The sequence below is a fragment of the Terrilactibacillus laevilacticus genome (genome assembly GCF_006517395.1).
Classification (GTDB): domain Bacteria; phylum Bacillota; class Bacilli; order Bacillales; family Sporolactobacillaceae; genus Terrilactibacillus; species Terrilactibacillus laevilacticus.
Map to the genome: position 1 here is coordinate 61,189 of NZ_VDCY01000001.1, position 23,139 is coordinate 84,327.

Genomic DNA, 23,139 nt, shown 5'->3' on the forward strand with positions numbered 1-23,139 from the left:
TCAAAAAGTCACCAAATGATACCTTGCGAATCTCGGCGCCAAGGACGGGCAAGTACTGGCGTTTCTTGCAGGATGCCAGCGTACTTAGCCAGTAACCCTTTTCGTTTGTCACCTTTTTGAACACTCACTTATAGGATTGTGACAGTGATTTCTTTGACACCCCAGTGCAGCGCATCAGACTTTTCATTAAAGAAAATGTCGATATGATGCCCATTGATGCCACCACCAGTATCTGCTGCAATCGCTGTTCCATAACCAGGAACGTAGACCTTTGTCCCTAAAGGAATGATGGATGGATCCACAGCAATAACTTTAGAATTGGGATTTTGTTTTAAGTTTAACCCTGTTTTTGTTATCCCAATGCAACCAGGGTCATTAGCTGTATAACCCGTACTTTTTACAGTCAATGTTTGTTTCTTCTGGCTCGGTTTTTTTGAAGATACAGGATGAGTTGATTTATTTTCAACATGTTTTGACTGTTTGGCTTTATGATTAGGTATGGCTTTATGTGAGAACAATGTGATCTCGGTTAGTAAGTCAACTTCTCCATTATCTTGAAGTTGGTTTTTTGCTTGGAAACTTGATATCGCCTTTTTTGTTTCTTCGTCCAAATGACCGCTTGGAAGTTTATTGGAATAACCTAAAGTAGATAGTTTTCTTTGCACTTTGGTAATAATAGATTTGTGGTGTTCATCCAAAATTTCTTCCGCTTTAGGATAGTTTTTCAATGACATATCCATAACTTTTTCCTCTTGAGCGGGAAACAAATGGTGATCTTGTTGAAAGGCTTTGATTGATTTGATGGTATGTGGTCCAGCATATCCGAATGTGTCAGGATAAATTAAATATCCTTCATCTTGAAGAATATTTTGAATCGCATCTATGTTTTGACTAAACTGTTTTTGAATGAATTTGTGTTCGTTGACTTCTGCTTTCGATAGTTGTGGATAAAGAAAACTACCCACCATAACGAAAGCGATCATGATAAATCTAAAAAATCTATTCATATTAGAAAACTCCTTTATGAGCCAGTAGACATTAATTAGTAAGCCACGTGACTCATTTTACCGTTACAAGATAACAAGCATGTATTAGTGAAATAACATCTTAATAACAAACTTTTTCTTAATTGTAATATTGGTAAGTAATAGAAGTTTTAAGTTGTCTTAATGGATTTGTTTTTTAAAAAACTAGTATACTAGGATTAATGAAAATGATTTCAAGGAGTGTAGGCATTGGAAGTTAAGAAAGTAAGTCAATCAAGATCTGTGACATCGTCACATGTCTTGCCAACAGATACAAACAATCATGGCACTTTATTTGGTGGAAAATTAATGATGTATATTGATGATATTGCAGCAGTTGCAGCGACTAGACATGCGAGACAGCTTGTTGTTACAGCATCAACGGACTCTGTGGATTTTATTCATCCAATCAATGCGGGATCAGCGGTATGTTTGGAAGCTTTTGTGACCTATACAAAGAGAACTTCAATGGAAGTATTTGTGAAAGTTACTGGAGAAGATCTCATTTCTGGTGAAAAAAAGCTATGTACAACCTCATTTCTAACTTTTGTTGCAATAGATGAAGAAGGAAAACCATCACCAGTACCTCAAGTCGTTCCAGAGTCGGAAGAGGAGAAGTGGCTTTATGAAACGGCGCCAAAACGATTTGAACATCGGAAACTAAGAAGGCGTGAAAGACGAGAATTTCACGAAGTTTTAACGCTTAAATCACCTTGGGAAGATTAGATTACCATTTTTTTCTTTTCTATTACATAGAAAAAAGATCATTTGAGGATAATTAGGCAACTGTACACAACATTTCATACATAAAACATATGATGTAGTGTGAGATGAGTTATAGGTCTCAACAATCTTGATAAAGGAGCGATTGACGATATGGGTTATTCAGGTGGAGCAAACGGATTTGCGTTAATCGTTGTACTCTTCATTTTGTTAATTATTGTTGGTACGGCGTACGTATATTAAAAACGAATATATTTAAAGACCACTCTATTATGAGTGGTCTTTTTAATGCGCCAAACTGCCTGTAAAAGTCCGATTGGTTCAGGCTAACCAATCATTGGGAAAAAGAACTTCTAAATGTTAAAGTTTCACTTTATCGCATAGGTTTTTAGGTAAGATTTTAATCGAATATATAACGGAATCATAATGATTGTCAGTATAATCCCCTTAATGATATTAAATGGAGCGACACCAAGTATGACTAATGTAAATAAATTATGAATGGTATGGTTCGCAGAATGTGCTATTGCTACTGCACTATCGATACTTAATCCTAGAAATAAAGCATAGCTTGGAAAAATAACGTAATAATTGGCTATAGTCATGATAATAGTCATTAAAATGGTTCCAAATAACATACCCATCGTTAAGGAGCGAGTGGTTCTACTCTTTTTAAATATCAAGTTAAATACAACGATGAGAATGGATCCCGTAACGAAATTCGCTAATTCACCAACGGGAACAACGGTTGGTGTCCCATTTATGATATAGTGAATCAGATTCTTAATTGCTTCGATGACAATTCCACTACCTGGACCAAAAAGAACAGTTCCAATAAGAGCGGGTATATCACTAAAATCTAATGTTAAAAAAACAGGTAGTAAAGGTAACGGAAAAGCGATCGTCATAATTAAATAACCGATGGTAGAGAGTAAGGCTATAAAAATCATTTTTTTCAAAGACGTATTTTTCATCAGATCACCCCATATTATGATAGTTAGGTTCTGATGATGCGAATGAATATTATACAAAAATGCCCAAGATAGCTATCTTGGGCATTTGTTATGGATTTAAGACACGTTTAATAGAATGAATGCGTCAAAATAAAAGGCATTCAAATAAAATAAACATCGCATCATCCTTCTCCCATCCAGACTGTACTGTCGGTTCTGGAATCTAACCAGATCTGCTCGAAAGCTCGCGGACTTAGAGTACGATACTCCTCACCGCCGGTCGGGAATTTCACCCTGCCCTGAAGGAACGTCTATTAAATTACTATTAGTATATTTTATTTTTAAAACAAAGACAATATTATTGCTCAGCAAATCGAACCGTTTAAATAAAATGATCCAAGACAATGCCTAGTGAAAGTAAGAATCCAAAAGCTGTTTGCATTTGTGCCGTGGCTTTCATTGCTGGCATGAGCTGAATGGACTTCGTTTTACCTCGGAAGAGTTTTGTCGCTTTGTACGCTTTTGGCAAACTTGCAAAGACAACTAATGTCCATACAGATTCGACGTGAAGTAGCATCAATCCGATAATCCACAAATAGGAAATAATGAAGAGACCAGCCAATAAAATAATGGCTTTTTTTCTACCAATTAAGATAGGTAGTGTAAATCGTCCTTTCTCCTTATCGCGATCTAAATCACGAATGTTGTTGGCCATATTTATGCCACCAACGAGCAGTCCAATTGGAACAGAAATTAAAATACTATCAATGGTGATGGTATTGGTTTGAATAAAAAAGGAGATAAGGATAATAAAAACACCCATAAATAGACCAGATGCTAGTTCACCAAACGGTGTATAAGCAATTGGGAATGGCCCAGCTGAGTAAAAATAGCCTGTAAGCATACAAATAGTCCCAATAACGGCAATCCACCAGTTACTCGCTATACAAATATAGATACCAATAAAAGCACTAACGAGACAGAAAGCATAGGCTAGATGAAGGATGGTTTTAGGCTTGAATCCATCACGAACGATAGAACCACCAATACCAACAGACTCATGTGAATCAAGACCTCGTTTAAAATCAAAATATTCATTAAATAAGTTCGTTGCAATTTGTATAAACATCGAGGCAACCAACATAGCCAAAAAGAGCAGTAAATGGACTCTCCCTATAGGAAGGGCTAGCGCTGTCCCTAACGTCACCGGTACGAAGGACGCAGTTAGTGTATGAGGACGTAACATGGTCCACCACTTTTTAAAACCTTTATTTTTCTTTAAGTGATCACTCATCTGTTTTCTCTCCCAAAAAATAGTCGTCTATACTTACACATAGCGATTATGAATTATTAGAAAACCTAGGCCATTGTTCTAGTCATTTTCTTCATAACCACTCGAAGGACAAGTTAATCGGGAGATATGACTCTGACTATATCTCCAAACAATTTTGTACCTGTGTAAAGACTTATCGGATATATAAAATCCTTTTACTTTCAGTTTAAAAAAATGAACAGTAAGTGTCAACTTTTTGACAATTATCGATAAATATTATGACATTATTTTTGTCTTTCCCGCCTTAACGGGCAGTAAGACTCCTGTCTCAAGATTCTGAGTATTCAAAGAAGATAGGTGCGGGATCAACTGCCCGTAAAGGTCCGATTGGTTCAGCTAACCATCAGTGGGGGATGACGCAGGCTAAAAACCTGGCGTCCTGTCGCAACGCCTGCACTAGCACATCCTGTGCGTCGAAAAACCCTACAGATGGAAGTTTCACTTTATTATTAATCAGTATCGTTGACACTTGAAAATAAACAGGTGTAATCTAAAGGGTAGTTTCTAAGTGCTTAAGTGCTAGAAAAATTGATTTTATTTTGATAACGTACCTTAAAGAGGTTGTTCAAAAAGTCACCAAATGATAAGCTGCGAATCTCGGCGCCCGCTTGTTTTTCCGGTCCTCATGTAGAAAAAAACTACATTCCAGTCCTCAAAACGGCGCCGCCTTGATCTTCCGACGCCCAGGACGGGCTAGTACTGGCGTTCTGGCAGGATGCCAGCGTACTTAGCCAGTAACCCTTTTCATTTGTCACCTTTTTGAACACGCACTAAAATTGAGTTATCGAAAACACTAACTTACGTCGGTCATGAATAAATAAAGAAGGATTTGAGTTTGTTGACAAAGGATGCGTTATTATTCGACCTTTTGGCTAAAGGATGCTTAAGGCAAGAGCAATTAAAAAAGTCGATTCTTGTTAGCTATACAAGAGAATTTGATTCATTTGATGCCATCGATATCTTTCATATAGGAGAAAAGTGGAATAGAGAGCAGCGCTTATTCTGGTCAGATCCAGATGGCATCGAACGCGTTGGTTTAGGTTATGTCTTGAGATTAACAGCAGCAGGAGAAAATCGTGTTTCTTCTATCGCAGAACAAAAGAAGAAACTATTTAATGATGCAATAATCGAAAAATGGGATCAAGGATTGTCAGGTGGACCATTGCTATTCGGTGGTTTCTCTTTTGATCCGGATAATCAAAAAACATCTCTAAAATGGCATTCGTTTGGGGATGCTACTTTTGTTCTTCCTGAAATTTTACTGACTAGAACAAAAGAAAATAAAAGTCTATTGACGATAAATTGTTTAATGACTAAGGATAAAAAGCCTTATGAAGAATATAAGAGATTATATGAACAAATACAACATTTAAAAAGACCTCAAAGAAAGTTAGCGTCCCTTTTAGAGGAAGATGAATGGACTTCGACTGAGGAACACCTTGATGAGTGGATGATAAGTGTTAAAAAAGCGATCGACATGATTCAATCGGGCACTATGCAGAAAATTGTTTTATCTCGAACAATGCGCGTGGATCGTAAAGTTCCTTATGATATAGAAGCTATATTGAAAGCATTGGTTGAACATCAAGCAAGTCATTATGTCTTTGCTTTTACAATGGGTGAATCCACGTTTCTTGGCGCCTCACCAGAAAGACTTGTAAAAAAACAGGGGACTGACATTCGGTCAATGTGTTTGGCGGGGACAACAACAAGGGGTAAAACAGAAGAAGAAGATAAAGAGAAGGCTGAACTTCTGCTTCGTGATCAAAAAAACTTACAGGAACACCAATGGGTCGTTAATATGATCTCACAGGTTCTAAGCAGTTTTTGTCAGTCACTGGTCGTTCCTCAGAGTCCATCTATTCTTAAAGCAGGACAAGTTCAGCATTTATGTACACCAATTTCAGGAAAATTAAAAGAAGATAAGACCATTCTCGAACTTGTACAGGCATTGCATCCAACTCCTGCTTTAGGCGGTTATCCACAAAAAGAAGCTCTTCAATGGATCAGAGAACTAGAAGTTTCTGATCGAGGGTGGTATGGATCTCCTGTTGGTTGGATGGATGAACATGACGATGGTGAATATATCGTTGCGATACGTTCATGTTTAATCAAAAATTCGACAGCCTTGTTATTTGCTGGATGCGGTCTTGTTTCGGATTCAACGGTCACGGAGGAGTTAAAAGAAACGAGAGCAAAATTTAAACCTATTTTTTCTGCATTAGGAGGATTATATGACTAGGCATCAAGAAAAACTTACAAGATTTTGTGCGGCATTTATTGATGAGTTAGCTCTTTCTGGTCTGAAACACATTGTCATTAGTCCAGGTTCCCGTTCGACCCCTTTAACGATGCTTTTTGATAACTGTCCGGATATTAAGGTCTGGATGAATGTTGATGAAAGATCTGCAGGTTTTTTCGCTCTTGGAATAGCCAAAGCCTGCATGGAACCTGTTGCCATCTTATGTACATCGGGTACGGCAGCTGCGAACTACTATCCAGCCATCGTAGAAGCAAAACTCGCCGGGGTCCCGCTCGTCGTATTAACAGCGGATCGCCCGCATCACCTCCGAGATGTTGGGGCACCTCAGGCTATAGACCAAATCAAACTATATGGCGATCAGGTCAAGTGGTTTAAAGAGATGCCTCCACAGTCAGATGAGAAGCATACATTACAGTTTGTTCGTAAAATGGCTAGACGTGCTTATTCAGTATCGGCTGCTTCGCCAAAAGGGCCGGTTCATTTAAACTTTCCATTTGAAGAGCCTTTGATTCCCTCTCCAGATATGGATAATCTTTGGACTAAGGGTCACTCTGGATCATTTTATTATGAAAATGAATTAGGAAGTATACCAGAGCACCAGTTATTCCCTCTTTTACACGATATTCAATCTATTAACAAGGGTTTGATTGTGGTAGGACCTGTGACGAATGAAGAGGCAATACCATATATCAATGCGTTTGCCAAACAATGTGGGTTTCCAATTATAGCAGATCCTTTATCTGGAATGAGATCAGGTGACCACGATAAAACACAGATCATTGATATGTATGATGCCATCTTTAGAGAACCAAGTATACCTGATTTATTGGCATCGGACGGTGTTATCCGTTTTGGAGCGATGCCTGTATCGAAATCTTTCTCGACCTATTTAACAAAGGTCGAACCCAAAACCTATCTTATCGTTGATGAAAAAGGGAGTTGGCGTGATCCAACTCATTTGTCAACACAGATGATCGGAATGAGTCCAATCTCTTTCTGTCAACTTCTAACATCAACCTTGCAGATGACTAAAAATGATCGCTGGCTATCTCAATGGATTAATATCAATCGGGATATACAAAAAAGAGTAAAAGATTACTCAGAAGAAGAGCTTTGGTTTGAAGGACAAGCCTTTGTTGAGGTCCTAAATGAAGCAAAGCCAGAAGCGACTCTTTTTGTTGGTAATAGCATGCCTGTACGCGATTTAGATACTTTCTTTATATCTCAAGAGAAAAAGATACATCCAATGGCTAATCGCGGGGCAAATGGAATCGATGGCGTCATATCAACAGCTCTTGGAGCGGCAGCTGTAAGACCATCCGTCATTCTAGTGATTGGTGATCTATCTTTTTACCATGATATGAATGGATTACTGATGAGTAAATGTTATGATATTGATATCACCATTGTCGTTGTGAATAATAACGGCGGAGGGATATTTTCATTTTTACCTCAAGCTAAAGAATCTGATCGTTTTGAAGCGTTATTTGCTACGTCCACCGACCTTGAAATTGAGTATGCTGCTCGAATGTACAAAGGAAAGTATTCAAATCCGACCACTTGGCAGGCATTCAGGAAAGAACTTCAATTGGCTAATGATGAACCTGGACTGAAGGTGATTGAGATTCAAACGAATCGACAGGAAAATACGTCTATTCATCGTAAGTTGTGGGATGACATCCAAGATATTGTTAAAGCGAGATTGATCCCATGATTCAATTTATCGAAACCATGGGCGTTCAGCATGCTGTTAATATCCATGGAGAAAAATCTCATCCCCCACTGCTTCTTTTACATGGGTTTACTGGAACGATGGAGACCTGGCAATGTTTTATAAATGAATGGTCAGAGCGATTTTATATCATTCAAGTTGATATTGTTGGTCACGGTAAAACCATAGCACCGAATGATGTGAATTTTTACCATATGGAACACGAGGCAGCGTCTATCATTCAACTTTTGGACAAATTAGGTGTTTCAGTAGCCAATATCGCTGGCTATTCCATGGGTGGAAGACTTGCTTTATATTTGAAAAATGCCTATCCTCATCGAGTTAATCATGTTTTACTCGAAAGTAGTTCTCCAGGTTTAGACAGTGAACATGAACGTGAAGAACGGAAGATAAGAGACCATCAATTAGCCAAGAGATTACAAGAAGAATCGATCGAATCGTTTGTTGATTTTTGGGAAAATATACCTTTGTTTCATACTCAAAGGCGTTTATCAAAAGAAGAACAGCTTAAGATTAGAAAAGAAAGATGTTCTCAAAATGGAGGTAAGCTTGCGCTAAGTTTAATGGGGATGGGCACAGGACAGCAGGACAATCTCTGGCCGTATCTTCCTAACATAAATCATTTGTTTTTAATTACAGGAACATTAGATTCAAAATTTATGAACATTAATCGAAAGATGTATGAGATGCTTCCAAATGCAAAATGGTTTAGTATTAAGAGTGTAGGACATGCTGTTCATATTGAAGCACCAAGTTTGTTTAGTCAACTTGTCTACGATCTTTTCTATAATGAAATTAAGGGTGTAGGACAAGATAATAGGAATAGTAAAAAAATGATTATTGAATGAGAAAGTGAGGATATAAAATGACTTTTGAATGGAAACCAGTCCGTACATATGATGAGATTATTTTTGAAACATATGAAGGCATCGCTAAGATTACGATTAATCGCCCGCACGTACACAATGCCTTTACACCTAAAACGGTCATAGAAATGATTGATGCTTTTTCTAGGGCACGTGATGATTCAAGTATTGGCGTTATCATTTTAACTGGAGCAGGCGATAAAGCATTTTGCTCAGGTGGTGACCAAAAAATTAGAGGAAATGGTGGGTATGTCGGTGATGATAACATTCCGCGTCTGAATGTGTTAGATTTACAACGCCTCATGCGCACGATTCCGAAACCGGTCATTGCTATGGTCGCTGGGTATGCTATTGGGGGAGGACATGTTCTTCATGTCATCAGTGATTTAACGATCGCTGCAGATAACGCTATCTTTGGACAAACTGGACCTAAGGTAGGAAGTTTTGATGCTGGATACGGGGCAGGTTACTTAGCTCGGCTTGTCGGTCATAAAAAAGCCAGAGAAATTTGGTTTTTATGCAGACAATATAATGCGAAGGAAGCGTTAGATATGGGTCTCGTTAATACGGTTGTTCCGTTAGAGCAGCTTGAAGAAGAAACGGTAAAATGGTGTAAAGAAATCTTATCAAAAAGTTCAACAGCGATCCGATTCCTAAAAGCATCATTTAATGCTGATACAGATGGTTTAGCAGGCCTTCAACAATTGGGCGGAGATGCCACCTTATTGTATTATACGACAGATGAGGCAAAAGAAGGTAGAGATGCTTTCAAAGAGAAACGCGATCCGGACTTTGGGAAGTTCCCAAGATTCCCTTGATTTGAACTCTTTTAAATTAGGTATTAAGTAAGCTAATTTAAGATTTCGCAGTTTTTTCAGGGATCTTCAATAACTTTTTCAAATGGATCTCACTTGAATTTGAGAGCTGCTCGGAGGACATGAGCAGCTCATTCTTTATATGAATAGAACCTTAAGAAAGCATAAGGAGACATCAATTGTGGAAGAGAGAATTATGCCTCATTGGCTTAAGCAGCGTGCTAATTTAACACCCAATCGCATTGCATATGTAACAGATGATGAAAAGGTGACTTTTCTTGAACTTGATAGTCAAGCGAGGTCCCTAGCAACGAAGCTGGTTACTTATGGTGTACAGGAGGAACAACGAGTCGCTTTATTATTTAATAATACCCTTGATTTTGTTCGAATGTACCATGCCCTTTCCTATATCGGTGCAGTCGCTGTCCCATTAAATACGAGATTAACGCTGGACGAATGGTCATGGCAATTAAAAGATGCAGAAGTTCATCTTTTGATTGGAGATCAAGCCCATGATGAAATGGGTGAACAAATTCAACGTCTCTTACCGTCAATAACGTATCTTTCACTTGACTTACTGACGAAAGCAAAAGAAAACAAAACAGCAGAGTTAAAGGAATATCTAGACTTTAGTCAAATACATACCATTATTTATACGTCAGGAACAACCGGTCATCCGAAAGGTGTTCTTCTAACGTATGGCAATCATTGGTGGAGCGCTATTGGATCTGTTCTGAACTTAGGGCTTGATACGAATGATAAGTGGTTATGCTGTGTTCCATTATTTCATGTTAGTGGTCTTTCAATTTTAATGAAAAATGTGATCTACGGTATGACGGTTCGATTATTTAGCTCTTTTGATGCAAGTAAAATTAATCTATCGTTGCAAAAAGAAGACATTACAGCCATTTCAGTTGTGACAACGATGTTAATCCGCATGCTTGATCATCTTGGTGAGGAATCATACTCGAAAAGTTTACGGTGTGTTCTCTTGGGAGGCGGCCATGCCCCAAAAGTAATTCTCGAGAAATGCCATGAGAAAGGGATACCTGTTTATCAAACTTATGGATTAACCGAGTCGGCCTCACAAATTATTACTTTATCACCTGAATATATGGTCAGTAAATTAGGTTCAGCAGGAAAATCATTGTTTCCAACTGAGTGTAAAATTGTAAATAACGCCCGCGAGGCATTACCAATGGAGGAAGGAGAAATTGTCGTTAAAGGTCCAAATGTTACGATAGGCTACCTAAAGAATGAAAAAGCAACAAAAGAAGCTTTAAAAGATGGATGGCTATTTACTGGGGATATTGGTTACAAAGATCATGATGGGTTTGTCTATGTCCTAGATCGGCGAAAGGATCTAATCATATCAGGGGGAGAAAATATTTATCCTGCCGAGATAGAAGCTTTATTATTAAGGCACCTTAATGTTGAGGAAGCAGGTGTCATTGGTATAGAAGATAAAAAATGGGGACAAGTCCCAATAGCTTTTGTGAAACTAAAAAATTCTGAGGAAACTTTAGATTCGATAGAAAAATTCTGTAAAGAACATTTAGCCAGCTATAAAATTCCTAAACAATTTCAAGCTATATCCAAACTTCCTCGTAATGCATCAAATAAATTATTGAGACGTAAACTATATGATTTGTTATAAGTGCGTGTTCAAAAAGGTGACAAACGAAAAGGTTACTGGCTAAGTACGCTGGCATCCTGCCAGAACGCCAGTACTAGCCCGTCCTGGGCGTCGGAAGATCAAGGCGGCGCTGTTTTGAGGACCGGAATGTAGGTTTGTACTACATGAGGACCGGAAAAACAAGCGGGCGCCGAGGATTCGCAGCTTATCATTTGGTGACTTTTTGAACAACCTCTATAAGGTGTTATTCCGCTTAAGTGATTATTTTTTTACGAAAGTTTTTAAGATGGTTGATTTGTATTATTCTTTGTCTTATTTGTCTCATTATTTTTGTCTTCCTCTTGGTCATCATCGGGTAAATTGGCGTTGTCTATAAAGACATAGACTGTTGCAAAACATAAAAATATTATACCTAAAGCATAACCCCAAATTAAACCAATAGGTAGAAAATTCTTTAACCAAATTCCGGTCAGCATTGATGCACCACTTAACAAACAAAAAATAGAAGCTAGTTTTCGTTCCTTTGGCATTCTATATCGATCCTCCAAAACGGTTTATTTGTATTATTAAGTATGACCTAAAACGGATTGGTTAATCCTACCACGAAAATCATTTATGAATTAAAGTGAAACATTAGATGAGTAAGAGGAGAAAATTGTCCTTGCTTATTTAGCCATATAGCCATTTAAAAAGGAGAAAGTAGAAGATGTATCGATATACTTTAGCATTTCTAACATACGATCGTAAAATTCTCATGTTAAACCGTCAAAAATCTCCTTGGCAAGGATGTTGGAATGGTGTTGGAGGAAAACTTGAAGAAGGTGAAACACCTATACAATCTGTACAAAGAGAAATAAAAGAGGAAACAGGGATTGATGCAGTCAAACCTATCTTTAAAGGAACCGTATCATGGACGGTTAACGAGAAGGATCATGGTGGTATGTATCTTTTTCTTGTTCATTTAAAGAAAGATCAAGCGATCCCAACACCACTTAAAACGCGTGAAGGGATACTCGATTTTAAATCGCCTGAATGGTTGTTGAATGATGAAAATTTAGGTGTCGTTCCTACCATACGTTTGTTTTTATCCAATATGTTAGATGAGAACGATCTTCTTCATTATCACTGTTATTTTAATGATGATGAATTAAAAGATTATGTATGTACAAGTCTAACGGAATCCGAAATTTCTTCGTTACTTTCTGCTAAGTTAAAATTGAACGCACAATCAAAAGTAAACTCACTAAAATAAAGAAAGAATAAATAACCCAATAGTCAGATCCGATACAAAAGGTCATCAAAGGAGCAATGATGGTAAAGAATCCGACGATGATGATGACAATGCTCATTAAAAAAATAAATGATTTAATTTTTTGAGGTTGATAACGTAAGAGTGAGAGATGAAAATGATTTCGTATTATCAACATGAAAACTCCTGAAGCCAGAAAAATCAGTCCAATGAAATAAATAAGTAAACTTGTATGGTTAAACATATTCGTGACACTCCGTTATCAAGCAAATTTATGTTATTCGAATCTATATTAGAAATCGTATTACTTTATTATAGTACATATATCTCAATTTGAACTTTATAATGTAATTTTTTTATTAATTTTTTCGAATACCATATCTTCGGGATACATCACCAATCGAGATGTCATTATTTGGGGAGAAAGATACAAATAAAAACAAATATAAAGATGTCTTGAAAGCTTTAAACAACCCAAGCTTATTATGAGAGATTTATTGATAAAAAAGGATGGAAAGCCGCCAAGGCCCTCCACCCTCTTGTGTTGAATAATAAAGATTGACGGCTTTCGACTTGAAGATCGTGAAAGCCAAGTTTTCTAAAACAAATGATTACTCTGCAAGTAAAGAGAGCCCTCCATCAACGATAATGGTTTGACCACAAATCATGGAAGCGGATTCTGTACATAGGAAGTATACCGCGTTAGCAAGATCTTCTGGTTGTACAATTCTACCGGCTGGATTACGAGACGCTGCTTTTTCGAGAAGTTCTTCACGATTTGGAAAATGCTTTAACGCATCTGTGTCAACTGCTCCACCTGAAACGGCATTGACAACAATCCCTTTTGGTGCAAGTTCCACAGCTAAATAGCGGGTAATCGCTTCAACAGCGGCTTTAGAGACACCAACAACCACATAATTGGGAAGTGCACGAATGGAACCAAGACTTGAAAGAGCAACAATTTTTCCTCCACCATTGATTTCCATTAATTTTGCAGCCTCCTGGGCGGCAAATAGATAAGCTTTGGCATTAATATTTTGTGTCCAATCCCAATGGCTTTCTTCAATATCCATCACTTTTCGTTGTACGCCTGATGCTGCATTACTGACGAATACATCCAATCGCCCGAAGGTTTCTTTTATGGATTGAAATAGTTCCTTAATTTGAGCTACCTCACCGATATTTGCTTTAACTGTATGTACCTTAATGTTATATTTTTCTTCGAAATAGACTTTAGTTTCTTCAGCAGCCGTTCGTTTTCTCATATAATTAAGAACAAGTTGATAACCATCTTGGGCAAATTTTTCTGCAATGGCTTTTCCAATACCTCGAGTTCCGCCTGTAATTAGAGCAACTTTTTGACTCATAATTTGTTCACCTCACGTATGTTTGCTTGACAAGTATAGCAAATAATATGGATAGCTTACAACATTAAAGATTAACTAAGGGTTTCAGTAATGAATAAACAAGTATTTGGTCAGTCAAAAAGGGAAGAGGTCATACTTCACATAATATCTTATGAGAAAAAAGCATGTAAAATAGATAAAAAGGGTATATTAAGTTAAGCTATACATATACAACTTTTATTCATGGAGGCGATCTAATGATCATAGTCTATTTAAGTCTTGCACTTGTTATCATTGCCATTATTTTATTTGTTTTTTCCGCTATTCGAACAGGTAAGAAGTTAAAGGGGACACTTGCGGATGCATCGAAAATTACTGAAAAGGTAAGAGAGAGAACAGAAGAAATTGCAAAAGAAAAAGGTTTATTAAATAAAAACTTAGATAAAATCCAACAAGACGTTGCTAATAAAAAATATATGGTTCAATCGACTTTAATAGAGGCAAAGAAAACGACGAATGAAGTAAAAGAAAAATTTAATGACATTATCCATATAAAACCTTAATTTAGCGAATGAATTTTAAAAACGTTTGGTTTAACCAAACGTTTTTTGTGGATTTGTTAGTTGATGGTGATGGCAGGATAGATCGACAGTTTAACATTATCTTTTAAAGCTTTTGCAATCATACAGTTTGCTTCAGCCTTATACATAACATGATAAATATGTTTTTTTTGTTCATCTGTTGGTTGGTAGTTAAGGGATAAATTTGGATGTAGTTCAATTTCTTCAAAATGTAATCCATCTTTTTTCTTCACAATTCCTTTAGAAGAGATTTTAATGTCTACATATTGTACAGATTCACTCTCAAGTCGGATACCCAGTGTCATCATGTAACAAGAGCATAAAGCACTCATGAGTAACTCATCTGGATTTGTTCCCGTCCCAAGCCCATTCATTGATTTATCAATCGTAATTTTTTCGTGAAGCCCATTAGTATAAATTTCGCCATGGCCCCTCCAACCCCCATGCCAAGATCCTTTTGCACTAAAAATATATGATGTCATTAGACCGACTCCCTTCAACTTAGTTTTTCATCAAATCAAATCGATACAATTCATTTTAAGATTCATAAAAACTGGCTAATGACCTCTCTATATCATATCATTATATTATTAGCGATTATGTTTAAATAAGCGACAAACTCATACTTTTAATATGAATGTTTTCGCTTAGCAAACAGGGTTGTTTTTTCCTGCCAGCTAAAAACAAAAGCCCAACCTCTTGGAGGAAGAGCGTTTAATATAAATATGATACATAGATTTAAACAGAAAGGATTTTGATGTTGTGAGTCAAAGTAAACAATTATTAAGAATGTCATTTCTTGTTTTTCTTCTTTTGATTGTTTCTATTATCTTGTTTTTTTTGACAAAAACCTCCTGGTTTAACCAATACGATGTGGTTATTCTTAGAAAATTAGTGGTCTTTCGCACCTCTGCAGGCTTGTCTTTTTTTAAGTGGTTATCATATATTGGTTCAGCACATGTTCTTCCCTTTGTTTTAGTAGGTTTTACGATCATTTTATTAATCATAAAGAAACCTAAAGTCATGGTAATTTGGTTAGCCTGTTTTTTATTACAAAAATACATCAATAGTCTAATAAAAAATAGTGTTCAACGGCCAAGGCCAATATTACATCATTATGAACTTGCCACAGGTTATAGTTTTCCGAGCGGTCATGCAATGAATGCCATCACGGTCTACGGATTATTGGCTCTCATTCTTGTATTATTGATTAAATCAAGGTTACTACGGATCCTTGTTTTATTTATTGGCTTTCTGATTGTCATATTAATTGGTTTGAGTAGATTGGTTCTTGATGTTCATTATTTAAGCGATGTTATTGCCGGATATTGTATAGGGGGGATCCTTGTTTCCATTTCAATGTATTTGATTATTAGCAAAGAACTTATTCAAACCAATACAAATAAAGAGTGATTGCCAATATATTCATTAATAGTGCGTGTTCAAAAAGGTGACAAATTAGAAGCAAGAAGATCAAGGCGGCGCTGTTTTGAAGACCGGAATGTAGGTTTTTACTACATGAGGACCGGGAAAACAAGAGGGCGCCGAGATTCGCAGCTTATCATTTGGTGACTTTTTGAACAACCTCTAATAAAGATTGTTAATAAAATACACAAAGGTCATAAATTTCCATTTTTTAAATTAAACCTTACCCATCTTGGATAAAATGATCGATCCCTATCCACACTAGAAATGTTGAATAACATTTGCAGGAGTGGATGAAAATGGAAAACAAAGAAGCAAGACAGTTTCTCAATCAATTATTAGCGAATCTTCATGTCATGTATGTAAAATTACATCGATATCATTGGTTAATTCAAGGGCCGCATTTTTTTGCTTTACATGAAAAATTTGAAGAGTTATATAATGAAGTAGCTGAAGACTTAGATCTTGTAGCAGAAAGAATTTTGTCGATTGAATGTATCCCTATTGCCACGATGTCTAAATTTCTTGATATAGCGACTTTAAAAGAAGCCCAAACAGAAAGTCATGAAGAAGAAATTCTAACCCAATTAAAAAAAGATTATGAACAGCTCATTCAAGAAATAAAAGACGGCATCGGATCGCTAGAAACTACACACGATGAACCTACGCTTGACATGTTAATCACACTTCAAGGAAAGTATGAAAAACATGTTTGGATGCTTAGAGCCATTCTTGCTAAAGAGTAAGTCAATAAATAAAAAAATAATGGTGGAAAGTCAACGACTTCACCATTATTTTTTATTTTAAAAGATGGATCTAACTATTTTATAACTTTACGACTATCTATAAAGATTTGTTTTGCTTTTTCAGTAGAAAACAAATCTGATTCAATAGTATACCTCGGACGTCTTTTGACTTCTTTGAATATTTTACCGATGTATTCCCCAATTAAGCCGATACTCATTAATTGGACACCACCAATGAACCAGATTGAGATCATTAACGAAGTCCACCCTGATTCGGTATGTCCAAATAACTCTTGATAGAGGGCGTAACTTCCGGCAGCAATACTGATTAGAACGGATAAAAAGCCGATAAAGGTAACCAATCGGATGGGCGTGATACTAAATGATGTTATCCCATCAAAGGCAAAAGAAAGCATCTTTTTCAGAGGGTATTTAGATTTACCAGCTAAGCGTTCTTTCCGATCATATAAAACACATGTTGATTTAAAACCGATCATCGGAACAATGCCGCGCAAGAATAAATTGTCTTCTTTATATCGACTTAATGCATAAAGTGCCCTCTGACTCATTAATCGGAAATCAGCGTGATCTGGAATAAGATCGATCCCCATTTTTCTCATGATTTGATAAAACATGTGAGCGGTTGTACGTTTGAAAAAAGTATCGGTATCCCTTTTTTGTCTTACGCCATAGACAATATCATAGCCATCATGAAACTTTTCAACAAACTGTTTGATCACATGAATATCGTCTTGTAAGTCGGCATCTATTGAAATCACGCAGTCAGAATACTCTTTTGCCGTTTCCAATCCAGCTATTAAGGCATTTTGATGACCGCTATTATGAGAAAGTTTTACCCCTGTTACATAATTATTCGTTTTGCTTTCTGTTTCAATCAAATGCCATGTGGAATCACTACTACCATCATCTACAAAAAGTATCTTACTTTGTGGATGAATTAAATTTTCTAACACAAGATTATTCATGATCGTAGAAAGTTTTTGAACTGTGTCAGGAAAAACGTCTTCCTCATTGTAACAAGGCACAACGATTGTTAAATAAGATAGTTTCATTATTAAATCCTCCAAAATTTAAGCTAATTGGCTTCGTAGAGATAAATTTTCCAAACTGACTTTGAATCACTAAAGGATTTCAGAAATTTTAAATGGTCCTGTTTAGCATTCTCAATTGGAACAGCTGAAAAAATATAACGTCCACCGAGTTTCTCAAAGGCTGTTATATTAAGCTGTAAGTGTTTTATCTTTTTATGTGAATGTTTCTCAAAATTATAATGTTTGCCTAATTCATTGACGAAAATGTAACATCTATTCCCCCAATGATCAAAATAGGTTTTCAATTGATAATTTTTGTCAAGTTCCTTTGCGATGATCTTTCGAAACTGATGCTTGTATGATAAAGGATAGAAATTGTTATAGGTATCTAACGTATAAAAGCCATTGTACTGGGCAATGGAAGGATGAATGCCAATGCTCGCCACTCGATAGGAACTCTTGGGTTTACCAATATAGTGATCTATTTTATTAAAAAGATGAGTTGAATAAAATTGGTTAACTGATGGTTCCCCGATCACCCTGTAACGTATTTCTTCGTTATATAAAAATAAAAAAATGATTTGAAACGAGAGAAAAATAATGGCTATTTTTCTCCATTTTCCACGCAGTTTCCACAGCATTTGACACGATAATGCTAATAATAGATAAATGACCAATGGACGTAAAAAATGAAATCTCGCAAAATTAAATGTGTTTAATAAAGAAATTCTTTCCTTTAATGGTTCCCACCCCTTATAAAACCAAAACGCATACCAAACCGATAAAATAAAATTCAGCCCCATTAGAAAAACAAAACGCTTATCTGATACCCATGTTTTTCTTTTAAATACCATCCATAAAGCTATAAACAATAAAGGCAGAAAAGGCGTATGCAACGTCATATCGTGCGTATGGCCTAACAAATAATTCTTAAATATTAATTTTATCGTATGCGGCAAACTTAAAGTTGAACTTACAAATTCATTTCGACTTGTTGGTGCTTCAGGAATAATTAGTGAATAAACAAGTCGATATTCAATAATTAGGTAAATCGTCGTCATATAAGCCGTACTTAATAAAAAACGTATATTCCATTTTCGATTGACAATGACATCTCGAATCCAAACGAATCCCATAGCCGTAAGGAAAAAGAAGAATCCAAGAACAAAGCTGGAATAGAAAGGTAATAAGGTTAACGTCAACCAATCTTTCCAAGTTGATTGGTTTGATCTAATATTTAAAAATGCCCACAAGGCAAGTGGCATTCCGAGTGTACTTAACATGCCAGATGGCCAAAATGGGGTTAATGCAAATGCCAAAGAGACGCCAACACGTATAAACGATAAATCGGGATCTTTTATAAAATGTTTTTTTAATAGCAAATACATTCCAATAAAGGCAAATACCCGAGTTAAGGTTTGACTTAAAGCATAAGCTACCATTGTTGGGAATAAAGCATGCAACCAAACAATTCCGCTAAATTCTGTACCAAACGTATTTCGTGGTATCCCATTAATAACCTGTGGGATGGTGCTATTTATTGAACCAAATAATTCACCACTTTGGGTCAATATCTTGTACCAGGTGATATTTGAGTCGAGATTATCATGTATACGGATATGTGCATTTCCTCCCAAAATATACAAAGGTGAAAGGTACACGATAAGGACAATACAGGCAACGATCATATATTTTGTTTCTTTTTGTAAATGTGACCAGTGTTTCAACATTGAATAAGCCTACTCTCATTAATGAAGGAATAAAAATTCATGTTTGTATCTGACTATAAAGTTGGAAGTCTACTTAAACGTACCCTTTAAAACTAAATAAAAAATGAACATAACATTAAAAATTAATTAAATTAATTAATAAAAATAAAAATCATGATACATTGTAATAAGAGATTCATTTTTAAATACACAATTGGCTTTGCCTACATTTGCTACGGAAAAAATTGAGGTGTATTCTGTTTTGAATAAACGAATTCTAATTATAGAAGATGAAGTACAAATTGCAAAAGTATTAAAGATAGAGCTTCAATATGAAAATTACGATGTAATGATCGAGTATGATGGGCGATCTGGGCTAGAAACCGCGCTAAACCAAGAGTTTGATATCATTTTACTTGATATTATGCTCCCAAGGTTAAATGGATTAGAAGTATTGAAACGATTGCGTAAAGCTGAAAATTATACGCCTGTTATACTTTTAACAGCAAGGGATTCTACCTTTGATATTGTTATGGGTTTGGACCAGGGGGCAAATGACTATGTTACAAAACCATTTGAGATCGAAGAGTTATTTGCAAGAATACGCTCTTTAATCAACTATAATTCCTATTTATCAAAATCGAACAGTCCATCATCTATTTTATCTATTCAAGATCTTGTCATTAATACGGAAACAAGAGAAGTCAAAAGAAATGGGAAAAATATTACACTCACACCCAAGGAATACGATCTGATTGTTTATCTCCTTTCACATAAGAATAAAATAGTAACTCGAGAAGGGATTCTGATGAATGTTTGGGGATATGAATACGGCGGGGAAACAAACGTTATTGATGTATTCATAAGACATTTAAGAGTGAAAATTGATGAGGGATTCAAAACGCCATTAATCCATACTATCCGAGGGGTAGGATATACAGTAAGGGAGAATTAAGGTGAAAATTACTACCAAAATAAATCTATTAACCACCGCTTGGCTAATCCTTATGTTACTTATCATTGATCTCGTTGTATTTTTTTCATTTATGAAGATTACAGTTAATATGGAAGAAAAAGATTTATTTCAGAAAGCCCATGACATTATAAAAGAGTATCAAAGTACACCGACTCAGGCTGAGAATATCTTGAAGTCGTATTTAGTTGACGATTCCTATTTACGTATTATAAAGAAAAATTCAAAGATAGAGGCTCATGTTGCTGACGATATACATGTTTCGCACACGAAAGGATATTTCTCACATAGATCAGAATCACAATTACGTACCATTCATGAAAAGGGTGAAGAGAAACAAGTTTTAATTGTACGAGTTCCCATTATGTATGATCATCACGTTGTTTCAACATTAGAAATTGGTGAAGCATTAACTGGATTGGAATTAAGAAAAGATCTATTGTTAACCATTCTCATTGTTTGTTCTTTGGTAGCGATCATTTTATCTTTACTCGGTGGTCGCTGGCTATCTGCAGTTATCATGCGTCCTATCTCAAATATGATTAAAACAATGGAAGAAATTGAACAAAGTGGTGTTCCGAAGAAAATAATTGGTCAAAGCCATGCCAAAGATGAACTTGAAAAAATCTCAACGACGTTTAACCGTATGATCGAAAGAATCGAAGAGAATATTGATAAACAGAAACAATTTGTTTCGGATGCGTCCCACGAGTTAAAGACACCTTTGACAGTCATATGGAGTTACGCAAACCTATTGCGTAGACGAGGGATCAAAGACACGGAAATGACACAAGATGCTGTGGAAGCTATTTATTCAGAGGCGATTCGGATGCAAAAAATAACCGAAACGCTTCTTGATTTGGCTTCATCCGAAAGACAAAATGATTTAAAAATGAAATCAGTCGATTTAATTGGACTATGCCAGCAGAGTCTAAGGCAACTAAGAGATATTTATAAAAGAGATATTCATTTACACTTTTACGATTCTCCAATATTTGTTATGGCAGATGAATTAAAAATAAAGCAAGTATTTATTATATTATTAGATAATGCGATTAAGTATAGCTCGGAAAAAATAGAGGTTAATATTCGTAAAATATCCAATGATGCAGTTTTAAGTGTAAAAGATTATGGTATCGGTATCTCTAATGAAGATGTTGATCGTATTTTTGAAAGATTTTATCGTATTGACAAAGCACGAAGTCGGTCAACAGGTGGTACGGGGTTAGGGCTTTCTATAGCCAAAAATATAGTTAAACAACATAATGGAAAAATTGAAGTAACAAGTGAAGTAGGAAAAGGTACAAACATAAAAGTTTATATCCCATTGGCTAATTTAAGAGAAGGATAGACTTAACATCCTTTTAGACATTCTAAATCTCACAATATCAGATTCGGTATGCACATCTTGACAGGATGAGGTATACTGAAAACTGTCTTTAGAAAAATGAAGAGGGGTTAATACATTGATTGTTGTGGGTGGAATGATAGGATTAGGAAAGACATCAGTATCGACACTACTTGGAAAAGCTTTAAATAGTCCAGTTTTTTATGAGTCAGTCGATGATAACCCTATTTTGCCATTGTTTTATTCAGAAACGGCCCAGACCGTTCAAACGAATCGTTATCCATTTTTATTGCAATTATGGTTCTTAAATTCAAGGTTTGACAGTATAAAGAAAGCCTGTCACCATCCTTATAGTATTCTGGATCGTTCCATTTATGAGGATTGGTATTTTGCCAAAGTAAACAAAGATCTTGGAAAAATCTCTGATCTTGAATTTCAAATTTATGAAGACCTCTTACATAATATGTTAGAGGAAATTGAGGTGCTGCCTCGAAAAACACCTGATCTAATGATTTATCTGAAGGCTTCTTTTGAAACTGTTATTAGGCGGATTAGTTTAAGAGGCAGGGACTATGAGCAGGATGCTGAACTGATTGATTACTATAAAAAATTATGGGAAGGCTACGACGATTGGTTATTCCATCATTATCAGGCGTCAGATGCCTTAGTTATTGATATGGATAAAATCGATATCATTAATCATTCGGAGGACGCACAGCAATTAATTAGGACCGTGAATGATAAATTAAGGGCACTTAAAAAATAATTGATGATTAATAGCTTGAGAGGGTAGCAATAAATTGGGACATAAGCTCGAATTATGATAAAATAGGACGAGCAAGTTTAGATATGTAGGAGGATACATTTTATGAAAAAAGGTCAAATTACAATGGAAAATGGAGAAGAAATTAAAATTGATTTTTTCCCAGAGGAAGCACCAAATACAGTAGCCAATTTTGAAAAATTAGCCAATAGTGGTTTCTATAATGGATTAACTTTTCACCGAGTGATTCCAGGGTTCGTAAGTCAGGGTGGGGATCCTAATGGTAACGGCACTGGCGGCGCTGGGTATACGATAAAATGTGAAACATTAAACAATCCGCATAAACATCAGCAAGGGGCTCTTTCTATGGCGCACGCTGGTAAAGACACGGGTTCAAGCCAATTTTTTATCGTTCATGAGCCACAACCGCACCTAGACGGTATTCATACTGTTTTTGGTCAAGTGACAAGTGGCATTGACACCGTATTGAAAATGAAAAATGGCGATGTTATGAAAGAAGTAAAAGTTTGGGAAGAATAAGTGAATTACAAAAAAGTCACCTTGGATGAGGTGACTTTTTGTATTTTTAAGTTAGGTCTAT

At 36.1% G+C, this 23,139-nt stretch carries 23 protein-coding genes and 1 riboswitch; of the genes, 15 read left to right on the forward strand and 8 right to left on the reverse strand.

The genetic code is table 11. The features are described 5' to 3' along the window. Window positions 1–128: 128 nt before the first annotated feature. Window positions 129–1,007 (reverse strand): 3D domain-containing protein, encoded by an 879-nt coding sequence (locus FG390_RS15945; protein ID WP_246092659.1) that lies wholly within the window; start codon window positions 1,005–1,007, stop codon window positions 129–131. A gap of 228 nt (window positions 1,008–1,235) precedes the next feature. Between FG390_RS15945 and FG390_RS00265 the strand changes: the two genes are divergently transcribed. Beyond that, the gene (locus tag FG390_RS00265) at window positions 1,236–1,751 is read left to right on the forward strand and encodes an acyl-CoA thioesterase (RefSeq protein ID WP_141189024.1); all 516 of its coding nucleotides are present in this window, start codon (window positions 1,236–1,238) and stop codon (window positions 1,749–1,751) included. Between the two features lie 150 nt (window positions 1,752–1,901). Then, window positions 1,902–1,991, forward strand: a complete 90-nt coding sequence (locus FG390_RS00270) for a YjcZ family sporulation protein (RefSeq protein WP_141189025.1) — start codon at window positions 1,902–1,904, stop codon at window positions 1,989–1,991. 125 nt (window positions 1,992–2,116) lie between these two features. Here FG390_RS00270 and FG390_RS00275 read toward each other — a convergent pair whose 3' ends face one another. Together FG390_RS00275 and FG390_RS00280 are read right to left on the reverse strand one after the other, a co-directional pair. Next, a complete protein-coding gene (locus FG390_RS00275; protein ID WP_141189026.1) occupies window positions 2,117–2,722 on the reverse strand; it encodes an ECF transporter S component in 606 nt (201 codons plus the stop codon). Between the two features lie 160 nt (window positions 2,723–2,882). Next, window positions 2,883–3,012, reverse strand: a riboswitch (FMN riboswitch). 71 nt (window positions 3,013–3,083) lie between these two features. Beyond that, window positions 3,084–3,995: a 1,4-dihydroxy-2-naphthoate polyprenyltransferase gene (locus FG390_RS00280; RefSeq protein ID WP_141189027.1), complete on the reverse strand. Its 912-nt coding sequence runs from the start codon at window positions 3,993–3,995 to the stop codon at window positions 3,084–3,086. An 874-nt stretch (window positions 3,996–4,869) separates the two neighbouring features. Here FG390_RS00280 and FG390_RS00285 point away from each other — a divergent pair. The 5 genes from FG390_RS00285 to FG390_RS00305 all read left to right on the forward strand — a co-directional run bounded on the left by FG390_RS00285 (window position 4,870) and on the right by FG390_RS00305 (window position 11,367). Continuing rightward, complete coding sequence (locus FG390_RS00285) at window positions 4,870–6,276, forward strand: isochorismate synthase (RefSeq protein WP_181406308.1); 1,407 nt, start codon at window positions 4,870–4,872, stop codon at window positions 6,274–6,276. Continuing rightward, window positions 6,269–8,011, forward strand: coding sequence for a 2-succinyl-5-enolpyruvyl-6-hydroxy-3-cyclohexene-1-carboxylic-acid synthase (gene menD / locus FG390_RS00290; protein WP_141189029.1), 1,743 nt, complete (start codon window positions 6,269–6,271; stop codon window positions 8,009–8,011). Before FG390_RS00285 ends, menD begins: the two co-directional genes overlap by 8 nt. Further along, window positions 8,008–8,877: a 2-succinyl-6-hydroxy-2,4-cyclohexadiene-1-carboxylate synthase gene (gene menH, locus FG390_RS00295; RefSeq protein ID WP_141189030.1), complete on the forward strand. Its 870-nt coding sequence runs from the start codon at window positions 8,008–8,010 to the stop codon at window positions 8,875–8,877. Before menD ends, menH begins: the two co-directional genes overlap by 4 nt. A gap of 17 nt (window positions 8,878–8,894) precedes the next feature. After that, entirely contained in the window at window positions 8,895–9,713 is an 819-nt protein-coding gene (menB, locus tag FG390_RS00300; protein ID WP_141189031.1) for a 1,4-dihydroxy-2-naphthoyl-CoA synthase, read from the forward strand. Between the two features lie 193 nt (window positions 9,714–9,906). Next, a complete protein-coding gene (locus FG390_RS00305) occupies window positions 9,907–11,367 on the forward strand; it encodes an o-succinylbenzoate--CoA ligase (protein ID WP_141189521.1) in 1,461 nt (486 codons plus the stop codon). 260 nt (window positions 11,368–11,627) lie between these two features. Here the strand turns inward: FG390_RS00305 and FG390_RS00310 are convergent, their stop codons facing one another. Beyond that, window positions 11,628–11,876 carry a hypothetical protein gene (locus tag FG390_RS00310; protein ID WP_141189032.1) on the reverse strand — a complete coding sequence of 83 codons (249 nt, stop codon included), beginning with the start codon at window positions 11,874–11,876 and terminating at the stop codon, window positions 11,628–11,630. 176 nt (window positions 11,877–12,052) lie between these two features. On the opposite strand from FG390_RS00310, the gene FG390_RS00315 reads away from it, so the two are divergent. Further along, window positions 12,053–12,598: an NUDIX hydrolase gene (locus tag FG390_RS00315; protein ID WP_141189033.1), complete on the forward strand. Its 546-nt coding sequence runs from the start codon at window positions 12,053–12,055 to the stop codon at window positions 12,596–12,598. Window positions 12,599–13,206: 608 nt separating this feature from the next. Here FG390_RS00315 and fabL read toward each other — a convergent pair. Next, window positions 13,207–13,962: an enoyl-[acyl-carrier-protein] reductase FabL gene (gene fabL, locus FG390_RS00320; RefSeq protein ID WP_141189034.1), complete on the reverse strand. Its 756-nt coding sequence runs from the start codon at window positions 13,960–13,962 to the stop codon at window positions 13,207–13,209. A gap of 236 nt (window positions 13,963–14,198) precedes the next feature. On the opposite strand from fabL, the gene FG390_RS00325 reads away from it, so the two are divergent. After that, complete coding sequence (locus FG390_RS00325) at window positions 14,199–14,504, forward strand: DUF948 domain-containing protein (RefSeq protein WP_141189035.1); 306 nt, start codon at window positions 14,199–14,201, stop codon at window positions 14,502–14,504. Window positions 14,505–14,560: 56 nt separating this feature from the next. On the opposite strand, the gene FG390_RS00330 is transcribed toward FG390_RS00325, so the two are convergent. Continuing rightward, on the reverse strand, window positions 14,561–15,004 hold the full coding sequence (locus FG390_RS00330) for an OsmC family protein (protein ID WP_141189036.1): 444 nt from the start codon (window positions 15,002–15,004) through the stop codon (window positions 14,561–14,563). Between the two features lie 280 nt (window positions 15,005–15,284). Here FG390_RS00330 and FG390_RS00335 point away from each other — a divergent pair, with 280 nt between their 5' ends. Both FG390_RS00335 and FG390_RS00340 read left to right on the forward strand, forming a co-directional pair. Beyond that, window positions 15,285–15,935, forward strand: coding sequence for a phosphatase PAP2 family protein (locus tag FG390_RS00335; RefSeq protein WP_141189037.1), 651 nt, complete (start codon window positions 15,285–15,287; stop codon window positions 15,933–15,935). A 311-nt stretch (window positions 15,936–16,246) separates the two neighbouring features. Continuing rightward, a complete protein-coding gene (locus FG390_RS00340; protein ID WP_141189038.1) occupies window positions 16,247–16,693 on the forward strand; it encodes a Dps family protein in 447 nt (148 codons plus the stop codon). 74 nt (window positions 16,694–16,767) lie between these two features. On the opposite strand, the gene FG390_RS00345 is transcribed toward FG390_RS00340, so the two are convergent. Together FG390_RS00345 and FG390_RS00350 are read right to left on the reverse strand one after the other, a co-directional pair. After that, on the reverse strand, window positions 16,768–17,766 hold the full coding sequence (locus FG390_RS00345; protein WP_141189039.1) for a glycosyltransferase family 2 protein: 999 nt from the start codon (window positions 17,764–17,766) through the stop codon (window positions 16,768–16,770). A 23-nt stretch (window positions 17,767–17,789) separates the two neighbouring features. Further along, complete coding sequence (locus tag FG390_RS00350) at window positions 17,790–19,475, reverse strand: DUF6044 family protein (RefSeq protein ID WP_141189040.1); 1,686 nt, start codon at window positions 19,473–19,475, stop codon at window positions 17,790–17,792. 241 nt (window positions 19,476–19,716) lie between these two features. Between FG390_RS00350 and FG390_RS00355 the strand changes: the two genes are divergently transcribed. From FG390_RS00355 to FG390_RS00370, 4 genes are all read left to right on the forward strand, one after another. Further along, window positions 19,717–20,409: a response regulator transcription factor gene (locus FG390_RS00355; protein WP_141189041.1), complete on the forward strand. Its 693-nt coding sequence runs from the start codon at window positions 19,717–19,719 to the stop codon at window positions 20,407–20,409. Window position 20,410: 1 nt separating this feature from the next. After that, window positions 20,411–21,778, forward strand: coding sequence for a sensor histidine kinase (locus tag FG390_RS00360; RefSeq protein WP_141189042.1), 1,368 nt, complete (start codon window positions 20,411–20,413; stop codon window positions 21,776–21,778). Window positions 21,779–21,893: 115 nt separating this feature from the next. Beyond that, entirely contained in the window at window positions 21,894–22,541 is a 648-nt protein-coding gene (locus FG390_RS00365; protein WP_246092660.1) for a deoxynucleoside kinase, read from the forward strand. Window positions 22,542–22,643: 102 nt separating this feature from the next. After that, on the forward strand, window positions 22,644–23,078 hold the full coding sequence (locus tag FG390_RS00370; protein ID WP_141189043.1) for a peptidylprolyl isomerase: 435 nt from the start codon (window positions 22,644–22,646) through the stop codon (window positions 23,076–23,078). Window positions 23,079–23,139: the final 61 nt, after the last annotated feature.